At 48.8% G+C, this 17,718-nt stretch carries 17 protein-coding genes; 10 read left to right on the forward strand and 7 right to left on the reverse strand.

Features of this window, described 5'->3' with window-relative positions:
* The first annotated feature begins 10 nt into the window (after positions 1–10).
* Positions 11–931 carry an oxygen-dependent tRNA uridine(34) hydroxylase TrhO gene (gene trhO / locus FM042_RS09915; protein WP_143236267.1) on the forward strand — a complete coding sequence of 307 codons (921 nt, stop codon included), beginning with the start codon at positions 11–13 and terminating at the stop codon, positions 929–931.
* Positions 932–1,008: 77 nt separating this feature from the next.
* Here the strand turns inward: trhO and FM042_RS09920 are convergent, their stop codons facing one another.
* Both FM042_RS09920 and pheA read right to left on the reverse strand, forming a co-directional pair.
* Positions 1,009–1,482 carry a Dps family protein gene (locus FM042_RS09920; protein WP_143236268.1) on the reverse strand — a complete coding sequence of 158 codons (474 nt, stop codon included), beginning with the start codon at positions 1,480–1,482 and terminating at the stop codon, positions 1,009–1,011.
* A gap of 153 nt (positions 1,483–1,635) precedes the next feature.
* Positions 1,636–2,799, reverse strand: a complete 1,164-nt coding sequence (pheA, locus tag FM042_RS09925) for a prephenate dehydratase (protein ID WP_143236269.1) — start codon at positions 2,797–2,799, stop codon at positions 1,636–1,638.
* A 144-nt stretch (positions 2,800–2,943) separates the two neighbouring features.
* Between pheA and FM042_RS09930 the strand changes: the two genes are divergently transcribed.
* Positions 2,944–3,567: a hypothetical protein gene (locus FM042_RS09930; RefSeq protein WP_143236270.1), complete on the forward strand. Its 624-nt coding sequence runs from the start codon at positions 2,944–2,946 to the stop codon at positions 3,565–3,567.
* 15 nt (positions 3,568–3,582) lie between these two features.
* Here FM042_RS09930 and cfa read toward each other — a convergent pair whose 3' ends face one another.
* A complete protein-coding gene (gene cfa / locus FM042_RS09935; protein WP_333472954.1) occupies positions 3,583–4,755 on the reverse strand; it encodes a cyclopropane fatty acyl phospholipid synthase in 1,173 nt (390 codons plus the stop codon).
* Positions 4,756–4,875: 120 nt separating this feature from the next.
* On the opposite strand from cfa, the gene udk reads away from it, so the two are divergent.
* From udk to FM042_RS09950, 3 genes are all read left to right on the forward strand, one after another.
* A complete protein-coding gene (gene udk, locus FM042_RS09940) occupies positions 4,876–5,508 on the forward strand; it encodes a uridine kinase (protein WP_143236350.1) in 633 nt (210 codons plus the stop codon).
* A gap of 28 nt (positions 5,509–5,536) precedes the next feature.
* On the forward strand, positions 5,537–6,748 hold the full coding sequence (locus FM042_RS09945) for a NupC/NupG family nucleoside CNT transporter (protein WP_143236272.1): 1,212 nt from the start codon (positions 5,537–5,539) through the stop codon (positions 6,746–6,748).
* 61 nt (positions 6,749–6,809) lie between these two features.
* Positions 6,810–7,481: an MlaC/ttg2D family ABC transporter substrate-binding protein gene (locus FM042_RS09950; RefSeq protein WP_185960767.1), complete on the forward strand. Its 672-nt coding sequence runs from the start codon at positions 6,810–6,812 to the stop codon at positions 7,479–7,481.
* On the opposite strand, the gene FM042_RS09955 is transcribed toward FM042_RS09950, so the two are convergent.
* Positions 7,478–8,500 carry a hypothetical protein gene (locus FM042_RS09955; RefSeq protein ID WP_143236274.1) on the reverse strand — a complete coding sequence of 341 codons (1,023 nt, stop codon included), beginning with the start codon at positions 8,498–8,500 and terminating at the stop codon, positions 7,478–7,480. The two genes, FM042_RS09950 and FM042_RS09955, sit on opposite strands and share 4 nt — an antisense overlap.
* A gap of 164 nt (positions 8,501–8,664) precedes the next feature.
* On the opposite strand from FM042_RS09955, the gene gorA reads away from it, so the two are divergent.
* Positions 8,665–10,020 (forward strand): glutathione-disulfide reductase, encoded by a 1,356-nt coding sequence (gene gorA, locus FM042_RS09960; protein WP_143236275.1) that lies wholly within the window; start codon positions 8,665–8,667, stop codon positions 10,018–10,020.
* Here gorA and FM042_RS09965 read toward each other — a convergent pair.
* Entirely contained in the window at positions 10,007–10,231 is a 225-nt protein-coding gene (locus FM042_RS09965; RefSeq protein WP_143236276.1) for a hypothetical protein, read from the reverse strand. The two genes, gorA and FM042_RS09965, sit on opposite strands and share 14 nt — an antisense overlap.
* A gap of 157 nt (positions 10,232–10,388) precedes the next feature.
* Between FM042_RS09965 and FM042_RS09970 the strand changes: the two genes are divergently transcribed.
* Entirely contained in the window at positions 10,389–11,021 is a 633-nt protein-coding gene (locus tag FM042_RS09970; RefSeq protein WP_185960768.1) for a chloramphenicol acetyltransferase, read from the forward strand.
* A 49-nt stretch (positions 11,022–11,070) separates the two neighbouring features.
* On the opposite strand, the gene FM042_RS09975 is transcribed toward FM042_RS09970, so the two are convergent.
* Positions 11,071–11,796: a YebC/PmpR family DNA-binding transcriptional regulator gene (locus tag FM042_RS09975; RefSeq protein WP_143236278.1), complete on the reverse strand. Its 726-nt coding sequence runs from the start codon at positions 11,794–11,796 to the stop codon at positions 11,071–11,073.
* Between the two features lie 225 nt (positions 11,797–12,021).
* Here FM042_RS09975 and FM042_RS09980 point away from each other — a divergent pair, with 225 nt between their 5' ends.
* The 3 genes from FM042_RS09980 to FM042_RS09990 all read left to right on the forward strand — a co-directional run bounded on the left by FM042_RS09980 (position 12,022) and on the right by FM042_RS09990 (position 16,197).
* Complete coding sequence (locus tag FM042_RS09980; RefSeq protein ID WP_143236279.1) at positions 12,022–12,369, forward strand: YkgJ family cysteine cluster protein; 348 nt, start codon at positions 12,022–12,024, stop codon at positions 12,367–12,369.
* A gap of 293 nt (positions 12,370–12,662) precedes the next feature.
* A complete protein-coding gene (locus FM042_RS09985; RefSeq protein WP_185960769.1) occupies positions 12,663–14,687 on the forward strand; it encodes a tetratricopeptide repeat-containing diguanylate cyclase in 2,025 nt (674 codons plus the stop codon).
* Positions 14,688–14,823: 136 nt separating this feature from the next.
* Positions 14,824–16,197: an amidohydrolase family protein gene (locus tag FM042_RS09990; protein WP_143236281.1), complete on the forward strand. Its 1,374-nt coding sequence runs from the start codon at positions 14,824–14,826 to the stop codon at positions 16,195–16,197.
* Between the two features lie 36 nt (positions 16,198–16,233).
* Here FM042_RS09990 and FM042_RS09995 read toward each other — a convergent pair whose 3' ends face one another.
* Positions 16,234–17,580 (reverse strand): mechanosensitive ion channel family protein, encoded by a 1,347-nt coding sequence (locus FM042_RS09995; protein ID WP_143236282.1) that lies wholly within the window; start codon positions 17,578–17,580, stop codon positions 16,234–16,236.
* Positions 17,581–17,718 lie beyond the last annotated feature (138 nt).

Below are 17,718 nucleotides of genomic sequence, written 5' to 3' on the forward strand. Positions count from 1 at the left end.
GTAATGTAATATGCAGTATATTTGTGCGGCGCTCTATAAGTTCGTAGAGCTTAACGACTTCGAAGCAATTCGACAGCCTTTGTATGACGTGATGGCCAAGCACGACGTAAAAGGCACACTTCTATTAGCCCGTGAGGGCATCAATGGAACCATTTGTGGCACCCGCGAAGGCGTGGATGCGACGCTTGCGTTTTTGCGCAATGACCCCCGCTTAGCGGACTTGGAACATAAAGAATCCCCTAGCGACACCCAAGCATTTTATCGGACCAAAGTGAAACTCAAAAAAGAGATCGTCACTATGGGGCTGGATTGGATCGATCCAAAAAATCTAGTGGGTACTTATGTAAAACCCGCGGATTGGAATGATTTGATTAGCGACCCAGAGGTTCTGCTGATTGATACCCGCAATGATTACGAATACGCCGTGGGCACCTTTGCTGGTGCGGTGAATCCGAAAACGGAAACTTTTCGGGAGTTTCCTGAGTACGTAAAAGCGCACTTGGACAAAGAAAAACACAAGAAAGTAGCCATGTTCTGTACCGGTGGCATTCGCTGTGAAAAATCCACAGCCTACTTAAAAGAGCTCGGTTTTGATGAGGTGTATCACTTACAAGGTGGCATTCTTAAATATCTTGAGGAAGTTCCGGCGGAAGAGAGTCGTTGGAATGGCGAGTGTTTCGTATTTGATCAGCGCGTGACAGTAAAGCACGGCCTTGAACAGGGCTCGTACGATCAGTGCTATGCCTGCCGAATGCCGATTACCGAGGAAGAAAAGGCCTCGGAGCTGTATCAAAAGGGCGTAAGTTGCCCCCATTGCTTCGATAAAACCACGCCAAGCCAGAAAGAGCGCTTTGCTGAACGCGAGCGGCAGATTCAGTTGGCAAAGCAGCGCGGTGAGAAGCATATTCGCGACGGTCGTCTCGAAGGCTAGTTGCCAGCTTGGTACAAAAAAAGCGTGCTCCTGATCAATCAGAGCACGCTTTTTTTAATGCTTTTTGATACTGGATATTAGCCTAAGTAAGCGTTTAGCATCCAGGCGGTTTTTTCTTGCTCTTTGATGTAGTCGCTCATCAAGGAAGCGGTTCCTTCATCGTTAGCGTCTCCTGCCAACTGCAGGATTTCTCGTTGTAGTGCAATCACGACTTGATAACTATCGAGCACCTGCTGAACGCATTCACGTCCATCGTGTACATCTTTGACTTCGGCAATTTGGCTAGAGTCCAAATAAGCGGAGTAGGCGTGGCGCGGACGCTGGCCTAGCGTAAGAATGCGCTCGGCGACCTCATCGATCTTAAGCAATAGGTCGTTGTATGTTTCTTCAAACTTCACGTGAAGTTCAAAGAACTTTTCACCGCGGACGTTCCAATGAAAGCCGCGAACGTTCATGTAGAACACTTGATAATTTGCCAATAACTGATTGAGTTTATCGGCTAACGATTTTGCGCTCTCTTGATTGAGTCCTATCACACTAAGCTGTGTCATGATCCATGCTCCTTTTGCAATTTCTTGCCAATAGCTTAGCAAAGCTAATCAATAAAGATATTGATCTAAATGAATCATCCTGTTCGCTTTTATCAATGGAGAGGCCTAAATAAAGAGGCATCATGTGTTTTCTTGTGCCGGCAGAGTGAGCACTTACTTGTGTTGTGAACGCTCCGGATGCATCACGTGAGTGGCTTTTACACGTTCATCTGCGTAACAGCCCAGCACCTTCATAAAGCGCGTCATGGATTTAAGCTCCTTGAGTGCCCCTTGCCACTGTGGGCTTTGCTCATGAATCGCAATATCCATATAGAATAACTCTTCCCAAGGGTTACCTGGCATGGGTCGCGACTCGAGTTTGATGAGATTTAACTCATGTTGGCGCAGAATAATGAGGGCGTCGGCCAATGCACCGGGATGGTTATGAGTAGCCATAATCACACTGGTACGCGCCGGAAGCTGACTAGGCACCTGCACGGGCTGCCGCTGTACAAGAATAAAACGCGTTTGATTTTCGGGTTGGTCGGCTAAATTATTGGCCACCGCGACTAAGCGGAATAAAGCGCCACCGCTTTGTGAACCCAGTGCGGCAATACCGGATTCCTGGCTATTTGCTACCTTCTCCATTGCATGCGCTGACGACGGGCAAGCTACCACGTTCACACCATCTAAATGGCTGAGGTAGCGGGAGCACTGAGCAATGGCTTGGGGATGACCATATAATGTCGTGATGGGTGTCTCTTCTTCACCTTCGCGCACCAGAATTTGATGCTCTACCGAGAGATAGGTTTCCGCAACAATATGTAGATGAGTGTGTCGAAGCAGGTCGTAGACTTCATTAATGGAGCCGGATGTGGAATTCTCGATGGGGAGAATGCCTAAGGGAGTGCGACCATCTTCAACAGCGGTGAGAACGTCGCGGAAAGTTTCGCAGGACAGCCCTTGCAACTGACATTGACGCCGTCCGGCATAGCCTTGCGCCGCTAGATGCGAATAACTGCCCGCGGTTCCTAGGTGGGCAATCTGAAGCGTGCCGGTTCCCTTGCCTTGTTGTACCCACGCCTGCTGCATTAACACGGAGTCTTCAATAATAATGTGATATAGCCGGGTTAAATAGCTCGGGTCTAAACCTAACTCGGCGCCTTGCTCCATAAGTTGCAGCAGTAGTGATGTTTCTCGCTCCGTATCCCGGATGCGACTGGCTTGATTGGCTTTGCTTTGTGCTACGGCCAATGCTACATCGCGTCGCTCCGCTAAACATTGCAAGATACGTGAATCGATATCTTCGATGCGTGTTCTTAATTCTTTTAAGTCCATACCTGCGCTTCCCACTGCAACTGCCCCGAGATCGACACTATCACTTATTTGACCCTATTTTTCTATCTCTATGAGATGGTTTATAGTGGCTGCAGCCCGATTTTATTCAGGGAAAGTCGCCAACCGAAATTACAGGAGAACGCCATGAGATATTTGTACCGAGCGGCTCTATTGCCGGCAAGCATACTATTATTGAGTGCATGCGGCAGTGAGCAAAACAATCTAGAGGAAGGCGTTACTGCGCAGTCACCTCATGTTCAGTTCTTTAATCAACTTGCAAGTTTGTGCGGTAATGCTTACGCGGGAGAACGCATTGTTGAGCGCCCTGGACGGGATTTATTGGAAGGGGATGAAGCCTTAATTGTTCATTTTCGTGAATGTTCAGATACGCGGATCTGGGCCCCATTTCATATCGAGCAACCCGCGGAAGATAGCTGGGATCGGTCACGTACATGGATCTACACCTTGCATCCGGAGCATCTGGAGTTGTATCACGATCACCGGAATCCAGATGGCACCCCAGAAGACGATTCGGGGTACGGCGGCAATACAGTGACGGCAGGGAGTCCGGATCGACAAATGTTTATCTATACGGCTCGCACCGGAGATAATGGAGAAGTGCTTGGTTGGCGCATTGAACTTGTACCGGGCGAGCGCTATAGCTACGGAACCATGGCCGATGGCGATTGGACATGGCGGATCGATTTTGATTTAAGCCAGCCCATAGACGCGCCTCCCACGCCTTGGGGCTACGAATCTGAGGGTTAACGCGCTGCGTACCGATTAGGTCAGTGTAGGGCGTTGGTAGCCGCCAATTTTCCCCTTTGGCGACAGTACCCATTGCCATAATTGAATGTCGCGGGCGCGAAACGCGCCTGCGCATGAAAGTAGGTAGTAACGCCACATGCGGTAGAAGCGATCGCCGTACTCCTCTTGAAAGCGGTGCCAATGGTTTTCAAAGTTACGATGCCAAGCCATTAAGGTGAGGTCATAATCGGCACCAAAGTTATGCAAGTCTTCAACCACAAATAAGCCTTCGACTGCACTACTGATTTGCTGGAGGGCAGGCAGTTCGCCATTTGGGAAAATATACTTGGCAATAAATGGGTCTGGTATGGCTTTGGCACGATTGCGACCAATCGTGTGGAGCAGAGCTAAACCATCATCGACTAAGCAGCGGTTGACGACTTCAAAGAAGGTACGGTGGTTCTTTGGCCCCACATGCTCAAACATGCCTAAACTCACTACGCGATCCGCTTTCATATCTAAAGAGCGGTAATCTTGCTCGTGTACTTCTATTGGATAGCCGGCGCATCGTTCTCGAGCAAGGGCTGCTTGTTGCTTTGAAATGGTAATGCCTACGCATTCAACACCGTAATGCTCCGAGGCATACTGCATAAAGCTTCCCCAACCACAGCCAATATCCAACACTTTCATCCCCGGCTGTAATTCAAGCTTACGGCAGGTGAGTTCTAACTTGTGGGCTTGCGCTTCTTCGAGGCTACGTGCGTGTTTCCAATAGCCGCAGGTGTAGGTCATGCGGGAATCTAGCATCGCTTGGTAAAACGCGTTGCCAAGGTCGTAGTGTACTTTACCTACCTGCCAGGCACGTTTGTGGCTTTGTAAGTTGAACCAACGATTTTTTAAGGCATGCCACAATAAGCGACTGGGGCTAATCTGTTGATGCACTTTTTCCCGCAGAATCCGATAAAAAAACTCGTCAAGCGCGTCGCAATCCCATTCGTGGTCCATGTAGGCTTCACCAAGACCAAGGTTTCCACGTGCCAAGGCTTGAGCTAAAGCCCGCGCGTCATGCAACTGTAGATCCCATGGACGACCACCGTTTATCTCAATATCTGCTGTTTGCAACAAACGTTCTGCGAGACGATAAGAACTATTCATTCTAATGCCCTTTTTGGTCTTGATTTTAATTTTTATGTTCTTCAAAAGTAGCAAATTTTTGTAACTTTGCCGGTCTTTTCCGTGGATTTGCTGAATTTCGTATTTATAAATGCATCGTAATTCGGGATAATGCGCGACATTGTGTCTGTTCCGTCAACGCAAGTGGGTAACTTAGTGGGAAAAACAACGATTATTGCGATCGCAGGGCCGTCGGCTTCGGGAAAAAGCTTATTTGCCTCTACCGTCTATCAGGAACTGGTGGCTGAACTGGGTGGGGAGCGAATTTCGGTGTTGTCCGAAGATGCCTATTATCGCGATCAAAGTCATCTGTCGTTAGATCAACGGGTGTTAACCAACTACGATCACCCCAGCGCCTTTGAACATGAATTACTCGCGCAACACCTACAGCAACTGCGTGACGGTCAGGCTGTGAACATGCCTCAATACAGTTATAAAGAACACACGCGTTTAGCCGAAACAATTTCAGTGACACCCGCTCGCGTGATTTTGGTTGAGGGAATTCTACTCTTGTGTGATCCTCGGTTACGAGAGCAGTTCGATATTTCAGTGTTTATGGACACACCATTGGATATCTGTTTGCTACGCCGAATTAATCGAGATATCGAGCGTCGAGGGCGTTCCCTTAGTTCGATAACCGAACAATATGAAAATTATGTTCGTCCGGCGTTTTTTGAATTCATATTTCCGTCGAAGCAGTTTGCGGATCTGGTCGTGACCCGAGGTGGTCAAAACGAGATCGCGATCGATATAATCAAAACAAAGATTCGTCAACTCCTGGCGGAGTAGCGGACCCGAGTAAGTTAAGGGAAAAACAATGATAAGCCTTATCGGCATGACTGTGCTCCTTGCAGTAGCTTTTGCATTCTCGACCAACCGATCATCTATACGCTGGCGCACAGTAGGCCTTGCGTTCGCATTGCAGGCAGGCCTTGGTGCCTTTGTACTGTATGTGCCTTTAGGCCAGGATTTGCTCGGCGGTATCGCTTTTGGTGTTGCGGCTGTCATTGGGTACGCGGGCGATGGTATTACTTTTTTGTTCGGTGATCTGGGAAGCTACTCTCAAGGATTTATCTTTGCGATTCACGTGCTGAGTGTGATCGTTTTCTTCTCGTCGTTAATTTCTGTGCTCTATTACCTCGGTATTATGACCAAGGTGATCAATTTAATTGGTGGGGGATTACAGAAGCTGCTCGGCACCAGCCGCCCTGAATCAATGTCTGCCGCTGCAAATATCTTCGTGGGGCAAACAGAGGCACCTTTAGTGGTGCGTCCGTTTATTCCGAATATGACCCGTTCTGAGCTATTTGCCGTAATGGTGGGTGGACTCGCCTCTATTGCAGGGTCAGTGCTTGCCGGTTATGCGGGCTTAGGTATTGAACTGAAATATCTGATTGCGGCTTGTTTTATGGCAGCTCCGGGCGCGTTGCTGATGGCGAAGATTATTGTTCCGGAAACCGAAGAACCCAATAACGTGATTGAAGACGTTCCATCAGAGGAGCGTCGCGCCAATGTAATTGATGCGGCTGCATCGGGTGCGTCGAGCGGTATGCAGTTAGCTTTGAATGTCGGTGCCATGTTGTTGGCATTCGTGGCATTAATTGCCTTAGTCAATGGCGTTCTCGGTTATGTAGGTGGCTGGTTCGGCTACGAAGAGCTCACCATGCAAATGATTTTTGGTTTTGTTTTCCAACCCTTAGCGTTCATCATGGGTATTCCATGGGGTGAAGCGCAACAAGCAGGGAGTTTCATAGGTCAGAAGTTAGTTATTAATGAATTTGTTGCCTATCTCGATTTCGCTCAGGTGAAAGACGAGATGAGCATGCAAAGTCAGGTGATTATCACCTTTATGTTGTGTGGTTTTGCCAATTTCTCATCCATAGCCATCCTGCTCGGTGGTCTCGGTGGAATGGCACCTAGCCGGCGTAAAGATATCGCAACTATGGGTATGCGGGCGTTGCTGGCTGCTACACTAGCTAACCTGATGAGTGCATGTATCGCCGGTTTCTTTTTCGCGCTGGCGGCATAGTGATTCAATGAGGTGTGGTCTACACTCGTAGACACCACCTCCAATGCAGAGGGATGAACGCATGAAAGCTGTAGTTACTTGGGTGTTCGCACTGTTGTTAACCCTTAGCGCGGGCAGTGTGCACAGTAATGAATTAGATACCGAAAATCCGTTTCGGATGCTTGAGCAAATTGCCGAGCGAATCACCACGCGTATTGCATCAGAGCGTACGCGTATTGAAAGTAATCCTCAGTATTTGCGAACGATTATGGAAGAAGAGTTGCTTCCGTATTCAGACTATCAGTTTGCTGCGCGCTCTGTGATGGCGCGTAATTGGCAACGCCTAAACGAAGCGCAGCAAACAGAGTTTGTGGAAGTGTTTCGGGAATACCTGATTACGACTTATGCGCGGGTGTTTACGCAATTTGATGAAAGTAAACACAAGCTCAATTTTGCCCGAGGTGGTGATTACGAAAACCAGCGACGTGTTGTTGTGCGGGCACAACTTATTGAAGAAGGTGGCCGACCGCCTATTCGTCTCGACTTTCACCTGCAGCGACGCAATCCAACTGCGCCGTGGATGGCATTTGATTTAGTGGCGGAGGGCGTATCGATGCTCAATACCCAACAAGCGGAAATGCAGTCGTCATTGCGCCAGAATGGTATTGACGGAACGATTCAGTTGCTTCGGGATCGTGCAAATGTAGAGATCCGTCTCGATGAGGATTTGGATGTGTCTGATTTTACCAATTAATTGCCGAACCACATTTCAATTTCAAAGCCAACGAGATAACTTCCTAGGCGGGGCTCATCGAGTTCACGACGTGGCCAATGCAGCCCGCCATAGGTTTCTAGAAAGAGCCAGTCTCGTAACCAACTGCGGCGGTGGATCAGTCTAAATCCGTGATCTCGTAAGGGCACGTCCATTTTTGTTTCACCCCGCCAGAAGAACTCCACCGCCATCGCACGTTCCGGTTCATAGATATGATAGCTAGCAATGCTCGAGCGCCAGCGATAGCCGGCAACCCGCTCCGCACGCGTGATATCCATACTCAATCGATTCAGCCACGCGGGTGAGGGGCTGTTTTCCCAATCGACCCGTTGGTTGATACCGAAGCCGTCGCTATTACGCCAGAACAAACTAGTGCGGCTGCGGGCTTGATTGAAGTCATTAAAGCGGTACTGATTGAGATAGCGTACTTGAGTGTAGAGATCGGCGCGTAAGCCACCTCGAATACCGGCGGATACTGAAAAACGACTGGTCTCACCGCGACTCGGATCGAAACCTAGCCCCACAATCCATTCTTCATTGCCAGTTTCACTTCGGATCACCGAACCGCGCCGATGGGTATCATCACCGGTCACGAAATCGTCAAAATCAACGCGGCCGATAATCGCTGAAAAGCGCTCTTCCGTATTCGGTAGGGTAAACTGCGCGCGCAAACTTGAACGCACTTTCCAACCCGAATAGTCGCTCCATTCTGGACCAACAGAAATGCGCCCGCGGGAACCGGGGGCGTCGTCGAGTGAGCGTGCATCGCCAAAAAATTGATCGAACCAACGTGCCGTTGCATCGACGGTCACCTCAACACCATCTTGAATGCTATCTAGCCAGCCGAGGTCGAGCTCCTGTGTGGCTTCTTGCTCAGTCTCAGATTGTGGCTCATCAGCCCAACTCACAGGTACCCAGAGAGCAGCTATCATTAGCCATGATAATGGCCGCAACAAGCGCGCTTTGCGTAACAACTTTGCTGGGCCTGCATTCCGATGCATGACGTTCTCCTAGCGATATCCCGTCGTTCAGATTGCATGATCATAGTCAAAAGGTCCAGATAAGCCTAATCGAATTTTGTGTAAACACATGGGGCAATGCAGCATGGTATACTGCGGCATTATTTTTCATACGCAAATTAGTAGTTCAGTAAAAGCGAGGGGACATGAGCAGACATTACGATTATTTGAGCATTGGTGCAGGCAGTGGCGGTATTGCATCAGCCAATAGAGCGGCAATGCGGGGTGCGAAAGCCGCAGTCATTGAAGCGAAAAAAGTCGGTGGTACTTGCGTGAATGTCGGCTGTGTTCCTAAAAAGGTGATGTGGTACGGTGCCCACATTGCTGAAGCCATTAAATACAGCAATGCCTATGGTTTTAAGCTTGAACAGTCTGGGTTTGACTGGGCAACCTTAGTGAAGAATCGTGAGGCCTATATCGAGCGAATTCACGGTGCATATCACCGCGGCTTTGCCGGAAATAACGTGGAATTTATTGAGGGCTATGCGCGCTTCGTTGGGCCTAACGAAGTGGAAGTAAATGGTGAGCGGATAAGTGCAGACCATATCACGATTGCAGTAGGCGGGCGGCCAACCATCCCTAAAGTACCGGGCGCAGAATATGGGATTGATTCGGATGGCTTCTTTGCCTTAACCAAGCAGCCTAAAAAAGCAGTTGTGGTCGGTGCGGGCTATATCGCGGTAGAGATTGCCGGCGTACTCAATGCGCTTGGTTCGGATACCCATTTATTGGTGCGTCACGATCGCCCACTGCGCAGTTTTGACCGCGATATCATTGATACTTTATGTGATTTGGTGAATCGCCACGGGCCAACCTTGCATCAGTATTCAGAGGTGAAATCCGTGGTTAAAGAAAGTAACGGCTTGTTGACGATTACCACCCAAAGTGACGAAAAAATCACCGACGTTGATTGCTTGATTTGGGCCATTGGTCGGGAGCCAGCAACGGATAATATCGGCCTTGATAAAGCCGGTGTAGAAACCGACGATGCGGGGTACATTCGAACTGACCCCTATCAGAACACCAATGTGCAAGGTATTTATGCGGTCGGCGATATTACTGGTGAAGCGCAACTCACCCCAGTGGCAATTAAGGCGGGGCGTTTATTAGCCGAACGTTTATTTAATAAAGATATGCCAGACGCACATATGGACTACAGTTTGATCCCTACGATTGTATTTAGTCATCCGCCCATTGGCACATTGGGCTTAACCGAAATGGAAGCCGTGGAGCAGTTTGGTGAGGAGCAGGTCAAGGTCTACAAGTCCGGGTTTGCGGCCATGTATAACGCCATTACGCCCTACCGAGAGTTGAGTAATTTTAAATTAGTGTGTGTGGGCGACGATGAAAAAGTAGTGGGTTTGCACGGCATTGGAGAGGGCATGGACGAGATCCTGCAAGGATTTGCGGTAGCGATTAAAATGGGGGCGACGAAAGCCGACTTTGATGCCACTGTCGCACTTCACCCCACTAGCGCTGAGGAATTTGTTACCTTGCGCTGATAGAACAAGAAAGAAACCCCAATGGCTGGCCATTGGGGTTTTCTGATTTACTGCTCTCGTGCACGGGACCATCAAGCCATTGCACCGTTTCGCTGGTAAATACGATGTGATGTTTGGCTTCGTCTTTGTTCGATTTATGATGGTCGTTGGCATACGCTGGTGCGGTGACCAGCATGAGTACAACGGTGACTAATAACGTAAGGTGTGTCATGTTTCGTTCCTCCAACGTGTTTTGGAATTTCAGGATGCGTCACCCACGACTGCGTGGATGCCTGATTACAAAGGTCACGTTGGTTAAAATTTAGGCGCATAAGCTGATTGCCGCAAGTAATGGTGCTCGCAGCGATTAGGATAAATGGATGTGTGATATGGCAAGCAAAACAAAAGTAGAGATTGAAGGGTGGGAACGCGAACAGCATTTTTCGTTTTTCAACGCCTTTGAAGAGCCTTTCTTTGGTTTAACCGCTAATGTGGAATGCACGGGCCTGTATACTGAGGCAAAGCAGCGCCAACACTCGTTTTATTTGCGCTATATGCACGCCGTGATGGCCGTTGTAAATACCATTGATGCATTGAAATTCAGAATTGAAGCGGGCGATCTGTACCATTATGATCGTATCGATGTCAGCGCGACGGTGCTGCGGACTAACCATACGTTTGGTTTCTCTTATATCCCCTTTCACGAGGATCTTAAGCAGTTTGCAGAAGCAGCTAAGCGTGAAATTGAGCGTGTTCGGGCAAGTCATGATTTACTCCCCTCGAATGGGCAAGATAACGTGATCCACTTTTCTGCCATTCCTTGGATCAAATTTACCAGTGTGTCGCATGCGCGCCCGTTCTCCCGTGCGGATAGTTGTCCGAAAATTTCTGTGGGTAAGTTATTCAAAGATCGAGGTCGCTGGTTCTTGCCGGTGGCTTTTCATGCGCACCATGCTTTGGCTGATGGTTACCACGCAGGGCAGTTTTATCAGCGTCTCGAAGCAGCACTGAACGCCACCTAGCAAAACGTCCACCGAGGTGGACGTTTTCATTCGAACCGAGTGACAAAAACTACTCCGGTAATATGCCGTTATGAAACACGCGTTGCACGTCGTCGCAATCTTCTAACATATCTAATAGACGTGTCATCATCGGCATATCTTCCGCACTTATTTCCAGCGTCGTTTGTGGAATAAACTGAATCTCTTGAACATCAAATTCTAGGTCATCTCCAAAAGCGGCGGTTAATGCATTCTGCGTTTTTGCATATTCCGTATGTGGCGCGAACACGGTAATGGTTCCGTCTTCAGCTTCGATGTCGCTTACATCCACATCCGCTTCCATTAATGCTTCAAGAACCGCATCTTCATCGTTGCCGGTGAAGCTAAAAATCGCGCAGTGATCAAACATATGCGCTACGGAACCCGGGGCGCCGAGCTTGCATTTGCTTTTGGTGAAACAGTTGCGTACTTCACCGATGGTGCGATTAGGGTTATCGGTAAGACACTCCACTAATACCATGCAGTTACCGGGGCCAAACCCTTCGTAGCGCGCCGTAGAATAATCTTCGCCACCGACACCGCTCGCTTTATCGAGCGCATTTTGGATGACATGGGCGGGTACTTGATCCTTTCGGGCGCTATCAATGAGTCCGCGCAAGGATAAGTTTGCAGCGGGGTCGGTTCCCCCTTGTTTGGCGACCACGTAAATTTGGCGACCATATTTGCTGTAAATCTTGCTCTTTGTTGCAGCGGTTTTCGCTATCGATTCTTTACGGTTTTGATACGCGCGACCCATAATTCCGTTTCCATCTCATCTAACTAGTGACAGGTAAGCGCAGAATTTTACCCGTGACTGAACAAGATTCCTACGGTTTAAGCGAAATTACTTCGCAAACAAATAACGGTTAAATTATAATCGGCAAACTTCAACGCCACAGCCTTGTGGCAGCTTGATGTTCAATGGGGTCTTCCTAAGTTCCGTTCTGACCATAACGGTCATCGTTGAGTGTTGAGTAAAAGCATGAGTACGTTTAATCCATGTGTTACGTGCGGCGCCTGCTGCGCAAGTTTTCGTGTGTCATTCTATTGGGCGGAAGGGGATGATGCGCCCGCTGGGTTCGTTCCCCATGAGCTCACTGAGCAAGTCAATTCATTTTATCGGTGTATGCAAGGCACGAACTCGCCAACACCTCGATGTGTGGCGCTTTCCGGAACGATTGGCGAATCTGTCGGCTGCAGTATTTATGGTGATCGGCCTACGCCCTGCCGCGAGTTTGATGCCAGTCTTGATGGCTCAAATCCGCGTTGCGATCAGGCCCGCGCGAAGTTTGGAATGTTGCCATTGATTCAGATCAAAGAAGTGGCCTAGTGGTTTGCTTTATGTAAAGTTTAAATTGTGATAATTGCTTACTGCTAGTATGATTTTTTGTTCAGCCTAAAAACTGTACTGTTAGTCGTATATTGAGGGTTTACCCCTTGTTGTCAGACCAGTATGTTTGTAGGGTAAGCTTGTAATGCTCTTCCTTGAGCGCACAGCTTTTGATGCAACGGGCATGGGCCATGTTGCCGTTAATTTGGATGGGTCGCTCGTTGAATAGATTTAGCCTTTCATTATTTCCCCGCTTGCACCAGCGATTCATGCTGGGGCTCATGCTGTGTTGTGTGAGTCTGACCACTGCCATTGCGCCCGTATATGCGAATTCTGATAAGCCCAGCGACAAGCGAGATCCGGCTATTGAAGCTCAATTGGATAGTATGCTCGGTGCAGGTATGTATCCGCAAAGCAGAGACGAATTTGAGCAGATCCTTGCAATGATTTCCGACACCACGCCTGTGGCCACCTACGTGCGGGCATGGGGTTACCGAGCGCTCGAATTAGTTCACGCCGAACGCGATCACGACGCTGCCATAGAATTGGCAGATCGCCTTATTGAGCGAGCCTTGGCAAGCAATTACCCAACAGCGATTTCGGAAGCCTATGCGGTTAGAATCGAAGTGTTGGCAGAGAGCAACCAAAGGCAACAAGCCATTGCTACAATTGTCGATTTAGACCAGTGGTTGCCATCGGTTACAGATGAGCGTGTTTTGTTTTTCACCCACAACGTAGCCGCTCGGGTGCTGCATCAAGCGCAACACTTTGAAGATGCGTTAGGTCATTACTTAGCCGCGCAAGAGGCGATCGCATTGAACGACGGTGCGCAATCATTGCGCCGGCGCCAATTTCTGAATTTACATATTGCCCGCTTGCAAACGGAGTTGGAACACTTTGAATCAGCGATGGAGCTGGTGGAAGCCACCTTAGAGGAGGCAAAGCGACAGAACGTACATCACCGAATTCCGGAATTGTTGTTACTCAAAGGCTATTTGCAAGGCAATATTCCTGAGCATGGGCCGCGCGAGAGCTTAATCACCTACGCCGAAACTATTGAATGGGCTGAACGCCTCGATGATACTCGTCGAGTTTTAGCAGCACGTAATAATATGGGATCGGTGTATATCCAGCTTGGTGAGTATGACCATGCACGTGATGTGCTGTTGAAGGCGCTAACCATTGCTGAAACACAGAACTATGAAACAGAACGTCAGTTCGTAGCCTTTAACCTAGCGGATATTGATGTAAAGCAAGGGAACTACGAGCAAGGTATTTCGCAAATGCGCGAAATTATTGCCTTGACCGAAAGCGCTGGGCGCCAACGAGATTACGCAGAAATGATGAGCTACTTGGCGATCGCGTATGGGTCAGCGGAACGTTATCAGGAGCAAGCGGAAACCCTCGATGAATTGCTGCAACTGCGCCAGCGTATTTTCCGAGCCGAGCGTGATGAAGCATTATCGGAATTACAAGCACGATTCGAAGCCCAAGAAAAAGCCCAACAGATTACATTGCTGCAGCAAGAAAACATTGTGCAGGCTCAACAAATTGCAAATACGAGCTTACAACGGCGAATCGTCTTCCTGTTCGCGCTTAGTGTTATTTTGGCGGCTCTGGTACTGTTTTTTGCGTACCGCAGTGCCCAACGCACCAATAAAGTACTCAATGAAACCAATGAAAGTTTGAAAGAACAAAACTTACGGGACCCTCTGACCCAACTGGCCAATCGTCGAGCATTGCAACGCACGCTCGACACATTTACTGCAAAGGCCGACAGTGAGTCGCGCGGCGCTATGATCCTGATCGACATCGATCATTTTAAGACCATCAACGATAACTTTGGTCACACTGCAGGCGATGAGGTGCTCATTACCATCGCGCAGCGCTTAAAACAATTTATTCACAGTAACGATCTGGTGGTTCGCTGGGGAGGGGAAGAGTTCGTGATCTTCATGCCCGATATCCGTGGTCGTGATGTGGTTGAGATTACCCGTGAACTGCTGCGCTTATTCGCTGCACAGCCTGTTACTTTCGAGCAGCAGAATATTCCGGTGAGCGCTACGGCAGGGGTGATTGATTTGCCATTACAAGGTAGCACTCTGGACGATTGTAATTGGGAAGAGTGCTTACGCTTGGCAGATTCTTTGTTGTACCTCGGTAAATTGCATGGCAGAAATCAGGCCCATTACCTACATGGCATAACCCAGCCCATTGACGTGGTGAAAGAGCAAATCTTCCGCGACTTTGACCACGCCAACTCACAAGGCTGGCTACAGATTGAATCCATCCCCAGCCCTGTCTCTGTGCAACGATAGTTATTCCCTTTTCTTATTCGTTATCTTGTTACATAAATAACCGACCAACTCCCGCAATCGCGGGATTGGCGGCATTGCGAAACTCGTGATCTGGGCACATGCTAGAGGTGTCATCCACATAAACGAGGTATGGAACATGATAAGAAGAATGATATGGCTAGTTGCCCTAGTCACAATAGCGATTCCTCCAGCTTTTGCAGAGAAAGTGGCCTTAGTTGGTGGTCGTTTGATTGACGGCTATGTGAGCCCACCTTTAGTTCGCAGTGTTATTTTGATTGAAGATGGCATTATTCAAAAGGTTGGTACGGTAGATACCTTGCCTGTGCCTGAAGGCTACCGTGAGGTGCCCATGTGGGGCCATGATGTAATGCCTGGTTTGTGGGAAAATCATGCCCATTTGCAGCTTGTCGGACACGCAGATTACATTCACTGGCAAGCGGAGTATGCAGACCGTTTTGTTGATGAAATCATGCCGGCGGCTGCGTTGCAGTTGTTGCTGGCTGGTGTCACCAGTGTGCGTGATCTAGGTGCGCCTCTAGAGGATTCTACAGAAATTAAACGTAAGATCAGTAGTGGTGAGATTCCTGGCCCCAATTTGTATGTATCGGGCCCCTTCTTGCAACATAAAGTGGATGATTGGCAAGCAAATTATCGGTGGCGCGTAACTAGTGTTAGCGATGCGCGCTCGAAAGTACGCCAATTACACGAAGCGGGCATGGATATTGTCAAGCTTATCGAACACGATGAAATGGAATTCGAAGTTGCCCAAGCCATTGTGGATGAAGCCCATGATCGCGGCATGGTGGTGGTGGCTCACGCCCACCGCCCGAATGAAATACGCGTCGGTTTGAAATTGGGCGTGGATAATTTTGAGCATACCGGACTCACGACAGCCCCCGGATACCCTCAGGATATTCTCGATGCCCTAAAAGAGCGTACAGCCGTGGGTATATTCGATGGATTGCTGTTCTGGACACCGACGGTTGAAGGATTATGGAACTATCAGCACACAGTAGAGAACCCCACCCGTTTAGACGATCCGTGCTGGCATGAAGGCTTAGCCGAAGACACGATCGCTGATATTCACCAGTCGATTCGCAACCCAGCACAGTTGGGTTATACCCAACTCACACCGTTGCGGCGGGGGACCTTGAAAAACAAGATTAACCAGTTGAAAGAAACCGGCGTAGTGATGTTGGTTGGCACCGATTCGGGCATCCCAATGAAATTCCATTGCCAATCGACCTGGCAAGAAATGGCATTTTGGGTGGATGAGATGGGATTCGATGCGCAAGAAACAATCCGTGCCGCGACCTATTGGCCCGCTGTGATGATGGGTGTCGCTGATCGCTATGGCTCAGTATCCGAGGGTAAAGTGGCGGATATTATCGCGGTGCGCGGTGATGTATTACGTTACATGAACCTTTTACAACGCGTTGACTTTGTGATGAAAGATGGCGTGGTCTACAAGCAAGATGGTCAAGTAAACCGAGCGGCACTGGCCCGTTAACTGGATGAGTATGACGTTAAAGTAAAAGCGGCGATTTTAATCGCCGCTTTTTTTAACATCTGATTTCGCCAAAAGCTCATTGAGCTTTTCCAAGGTATTTTCGGATACCGATTGTAAATGCAGGTCCCGTTGCGGGAATGGAATGGTAATGTTGTTTTCCTTAAATGCCCGCCAGATTGCTAATCGAATAGGGGAGCGGACATTCTCAAATCCGTTCTCTGGATCGGAAATCCACACCCGCAGTTCAATCGTTATACCACTATCACCAAAATCGGTGACCCAAGCATTCGGTTCCGGGCTACTTAACACCCGTGGCGAGGCCTTCGCACACTCTTTCACAAGTTCCGACGCTTTATCTAAATCGGTGCTGTAGCTGACATCGACAGGGATGCGCAATCTTACATTGCGATCCGCATAACTCCAGTTGATCACTTCAGATGTAATTAGATTTTCGTTTGGAATGAGTGTATCCACGCCATCACGATCATGCAGTACGATGTAACGCGACTTGAGTTCTTGCACCCAACCAATAGTGCCCCCGATGGAAATGATATCGCCGGGCTTCACTGAGCGATCAAGAATAAGAATAAAGCCACTAATAAAGTTGGCGGCGATACGTTGCAAACCGAAGCCTAAACCAACACCGAGGGCCCCCCCGAAAACGGCTAACGTCGATAAATCAATGCCTACGCTGCCAAGAACCACCAAAATAGCAATGGTAATAAAGCCGAACTTCACGAACTTTACGAGACCAACACGGGTAGTTGCTGTAATTACGTTGGTTGCCGACAAGCGTCGCTCGATGAGGTGCGTAAGCCAGCCACTGACCGTGAGTGCAACAATGATTAGAAAGGCGATTTGCAATCCTGAAAGCAGTGATAAGCGGAAGTTGCCTATGTTGGCACCAACCGAATCGAGTGCGGCCAATGTATCTGGTAGCAAGCCAACCAAATAGAGCCCGACAATTAACCAAATGGTACCGGCGATCACGCTTTCTGAAGCTTTTAATAGGGGGCCTCCGCGGATACCTTTGCGCAGGAAATAGACCACCAGTCGAATGGCGGCGAATGAGAGCAATAGCGGAAGAATGATGTCCAACGCGGAGGTGGTGAAGTTTAATGCGCGCAAGACAAGCTGACCAAGGGCTACTACGATCACCATGCTTACGGGCCAAACTAAGCGCTCTACGGAACGAATGGCAATTCGCCGAAAGCCCTGGCTCGCTTCGCCTCGTTGTCCGATGGCATCACGGAGTAATTTTCCGGTGGTTAAGGCACTGGCTAAGGCAAACACAATCACAATCGCTTGGGGAATGTTATCCGTGGTTAAAATAGCATTTTCTAGAAATTGCCAAATCTGTTCGCTAGGTTCCGCTGATGTCATGGTGTGCTCTCTTGTTAGCTATACAACTCGGCGTTATTTTTTTGCAATAATTGTTTAATTCCTGTGAAGGTAACTGTAGTATTTCTAATCAGACTTTGACACATTTGTTTACATAATAAAAAGAAGAATAAAAACAAC

The organism is Aliidiomarina halalkaliphila (assembly GCF_007096385.1).
GTDB classification, from domain to species: Bacteria; Pseudomonadota; Gammaproteobacteria; order Enterobacterales; family Alteromonadaceae; genus Aliidiomarina; species Aliidiomarina halalkaliphila.

Bases quoted from the DNA above. Each gene is read 5' to 3' on its own strand.
- FM042_RS09920 (WP_143236268.1), bottom strand. From the start codon at position 1,482: ATGACACAGCTTAGTGTGATAGGACTCAATCAAGAGAGCGCAAAATCG.
- trhO (WP_143236267.1), top strand. From the start codon at position 11: ATGCAGTATATTTGTGCGGCGCTCTATAAGTTCGTAGAGCTTAACGAC.
- FM042_RS09930 (WP_143236270.1), top strand. From the start codon at position 2,944: ATGAGATATTTGTACCGAGCGGCTCTATTGCCGGCAAGCATACTATTA.
- FM042_RS09970 (WP_185960768.1), top strand. From the start codon at position 10,389: ATGGCAAGCAAAACAAAAGTAGAGATTGAAGGGTGGGAACGCGAACAG.
- FM042_RS09965 (WP_143236276.1), bottom strand. From the start codon at position 10,231: ATGACACACCTTACGTTATTAGTCACCGTTGTACTCATGCTGGTCACC.
- pheA (WP_143236269.1), bottom strand. From the start codon at position 2,799: ATGGACTTAAAAGAATTAAGAACACGCATCGAAGATATCGATTCACGT.
- FM042_RS09955 (WP_143236274.1), bottom strand. From the start codon at position 8,500: ATGCATCGGAATGCAGGCCCAGCAAAGTTGTTACGCAAAGCGCGCTTG.
- FM042_RS09980 (WP_143236279.1), top strand. From the start codon at position 12,022: ATGAGTACGTTTAATCCATGTGTTACGTGCGGCGCCTGCTGCGCAAGT.
- FM042_RS09945 (WP_143236272.1), top strand. From the start codon at position 5,537: ATGATAAGCCTTATCGGCATGACTGTGCTCCTTGCAGTAGCTTTTGCA.
- FM042_RS09995 (WP_143236282.1), bottom strand. From the start codon at position 17,580: ATGACATCAGCGGAACCTAGCGAACAGATTTGGCAATTTCTAGAAAAT.
- FM042_RS09990 (WP_143236281.1), top strand. From the start codon at position 14,824: ATGATAAGAAGAATGATATGGCTAGTTGCCCTAGTCACAATAGCGATT.
- FM042_RS09975 (WP_143236278.1), bottom strand. From the start codon at position 11,796: ATGGGTCGCGCGTATCAAAACCGTAAAGAATCGATAGCGAAAACCGCT.
- gorA (WP_143236275.1), top strand. From the start codon at position 8,665: ATGAGCAGACATTACGATTATTTGAGCATTGGTGCAGGCAGTGGCGGT.
- FM042_RS09950 (WP_185960767.1), top strand. From the start codon at position 6,810: ATGAAAGCTGTAGTTACTTGGGTGTTCGCACTGTTGTTAACCCTTAGC.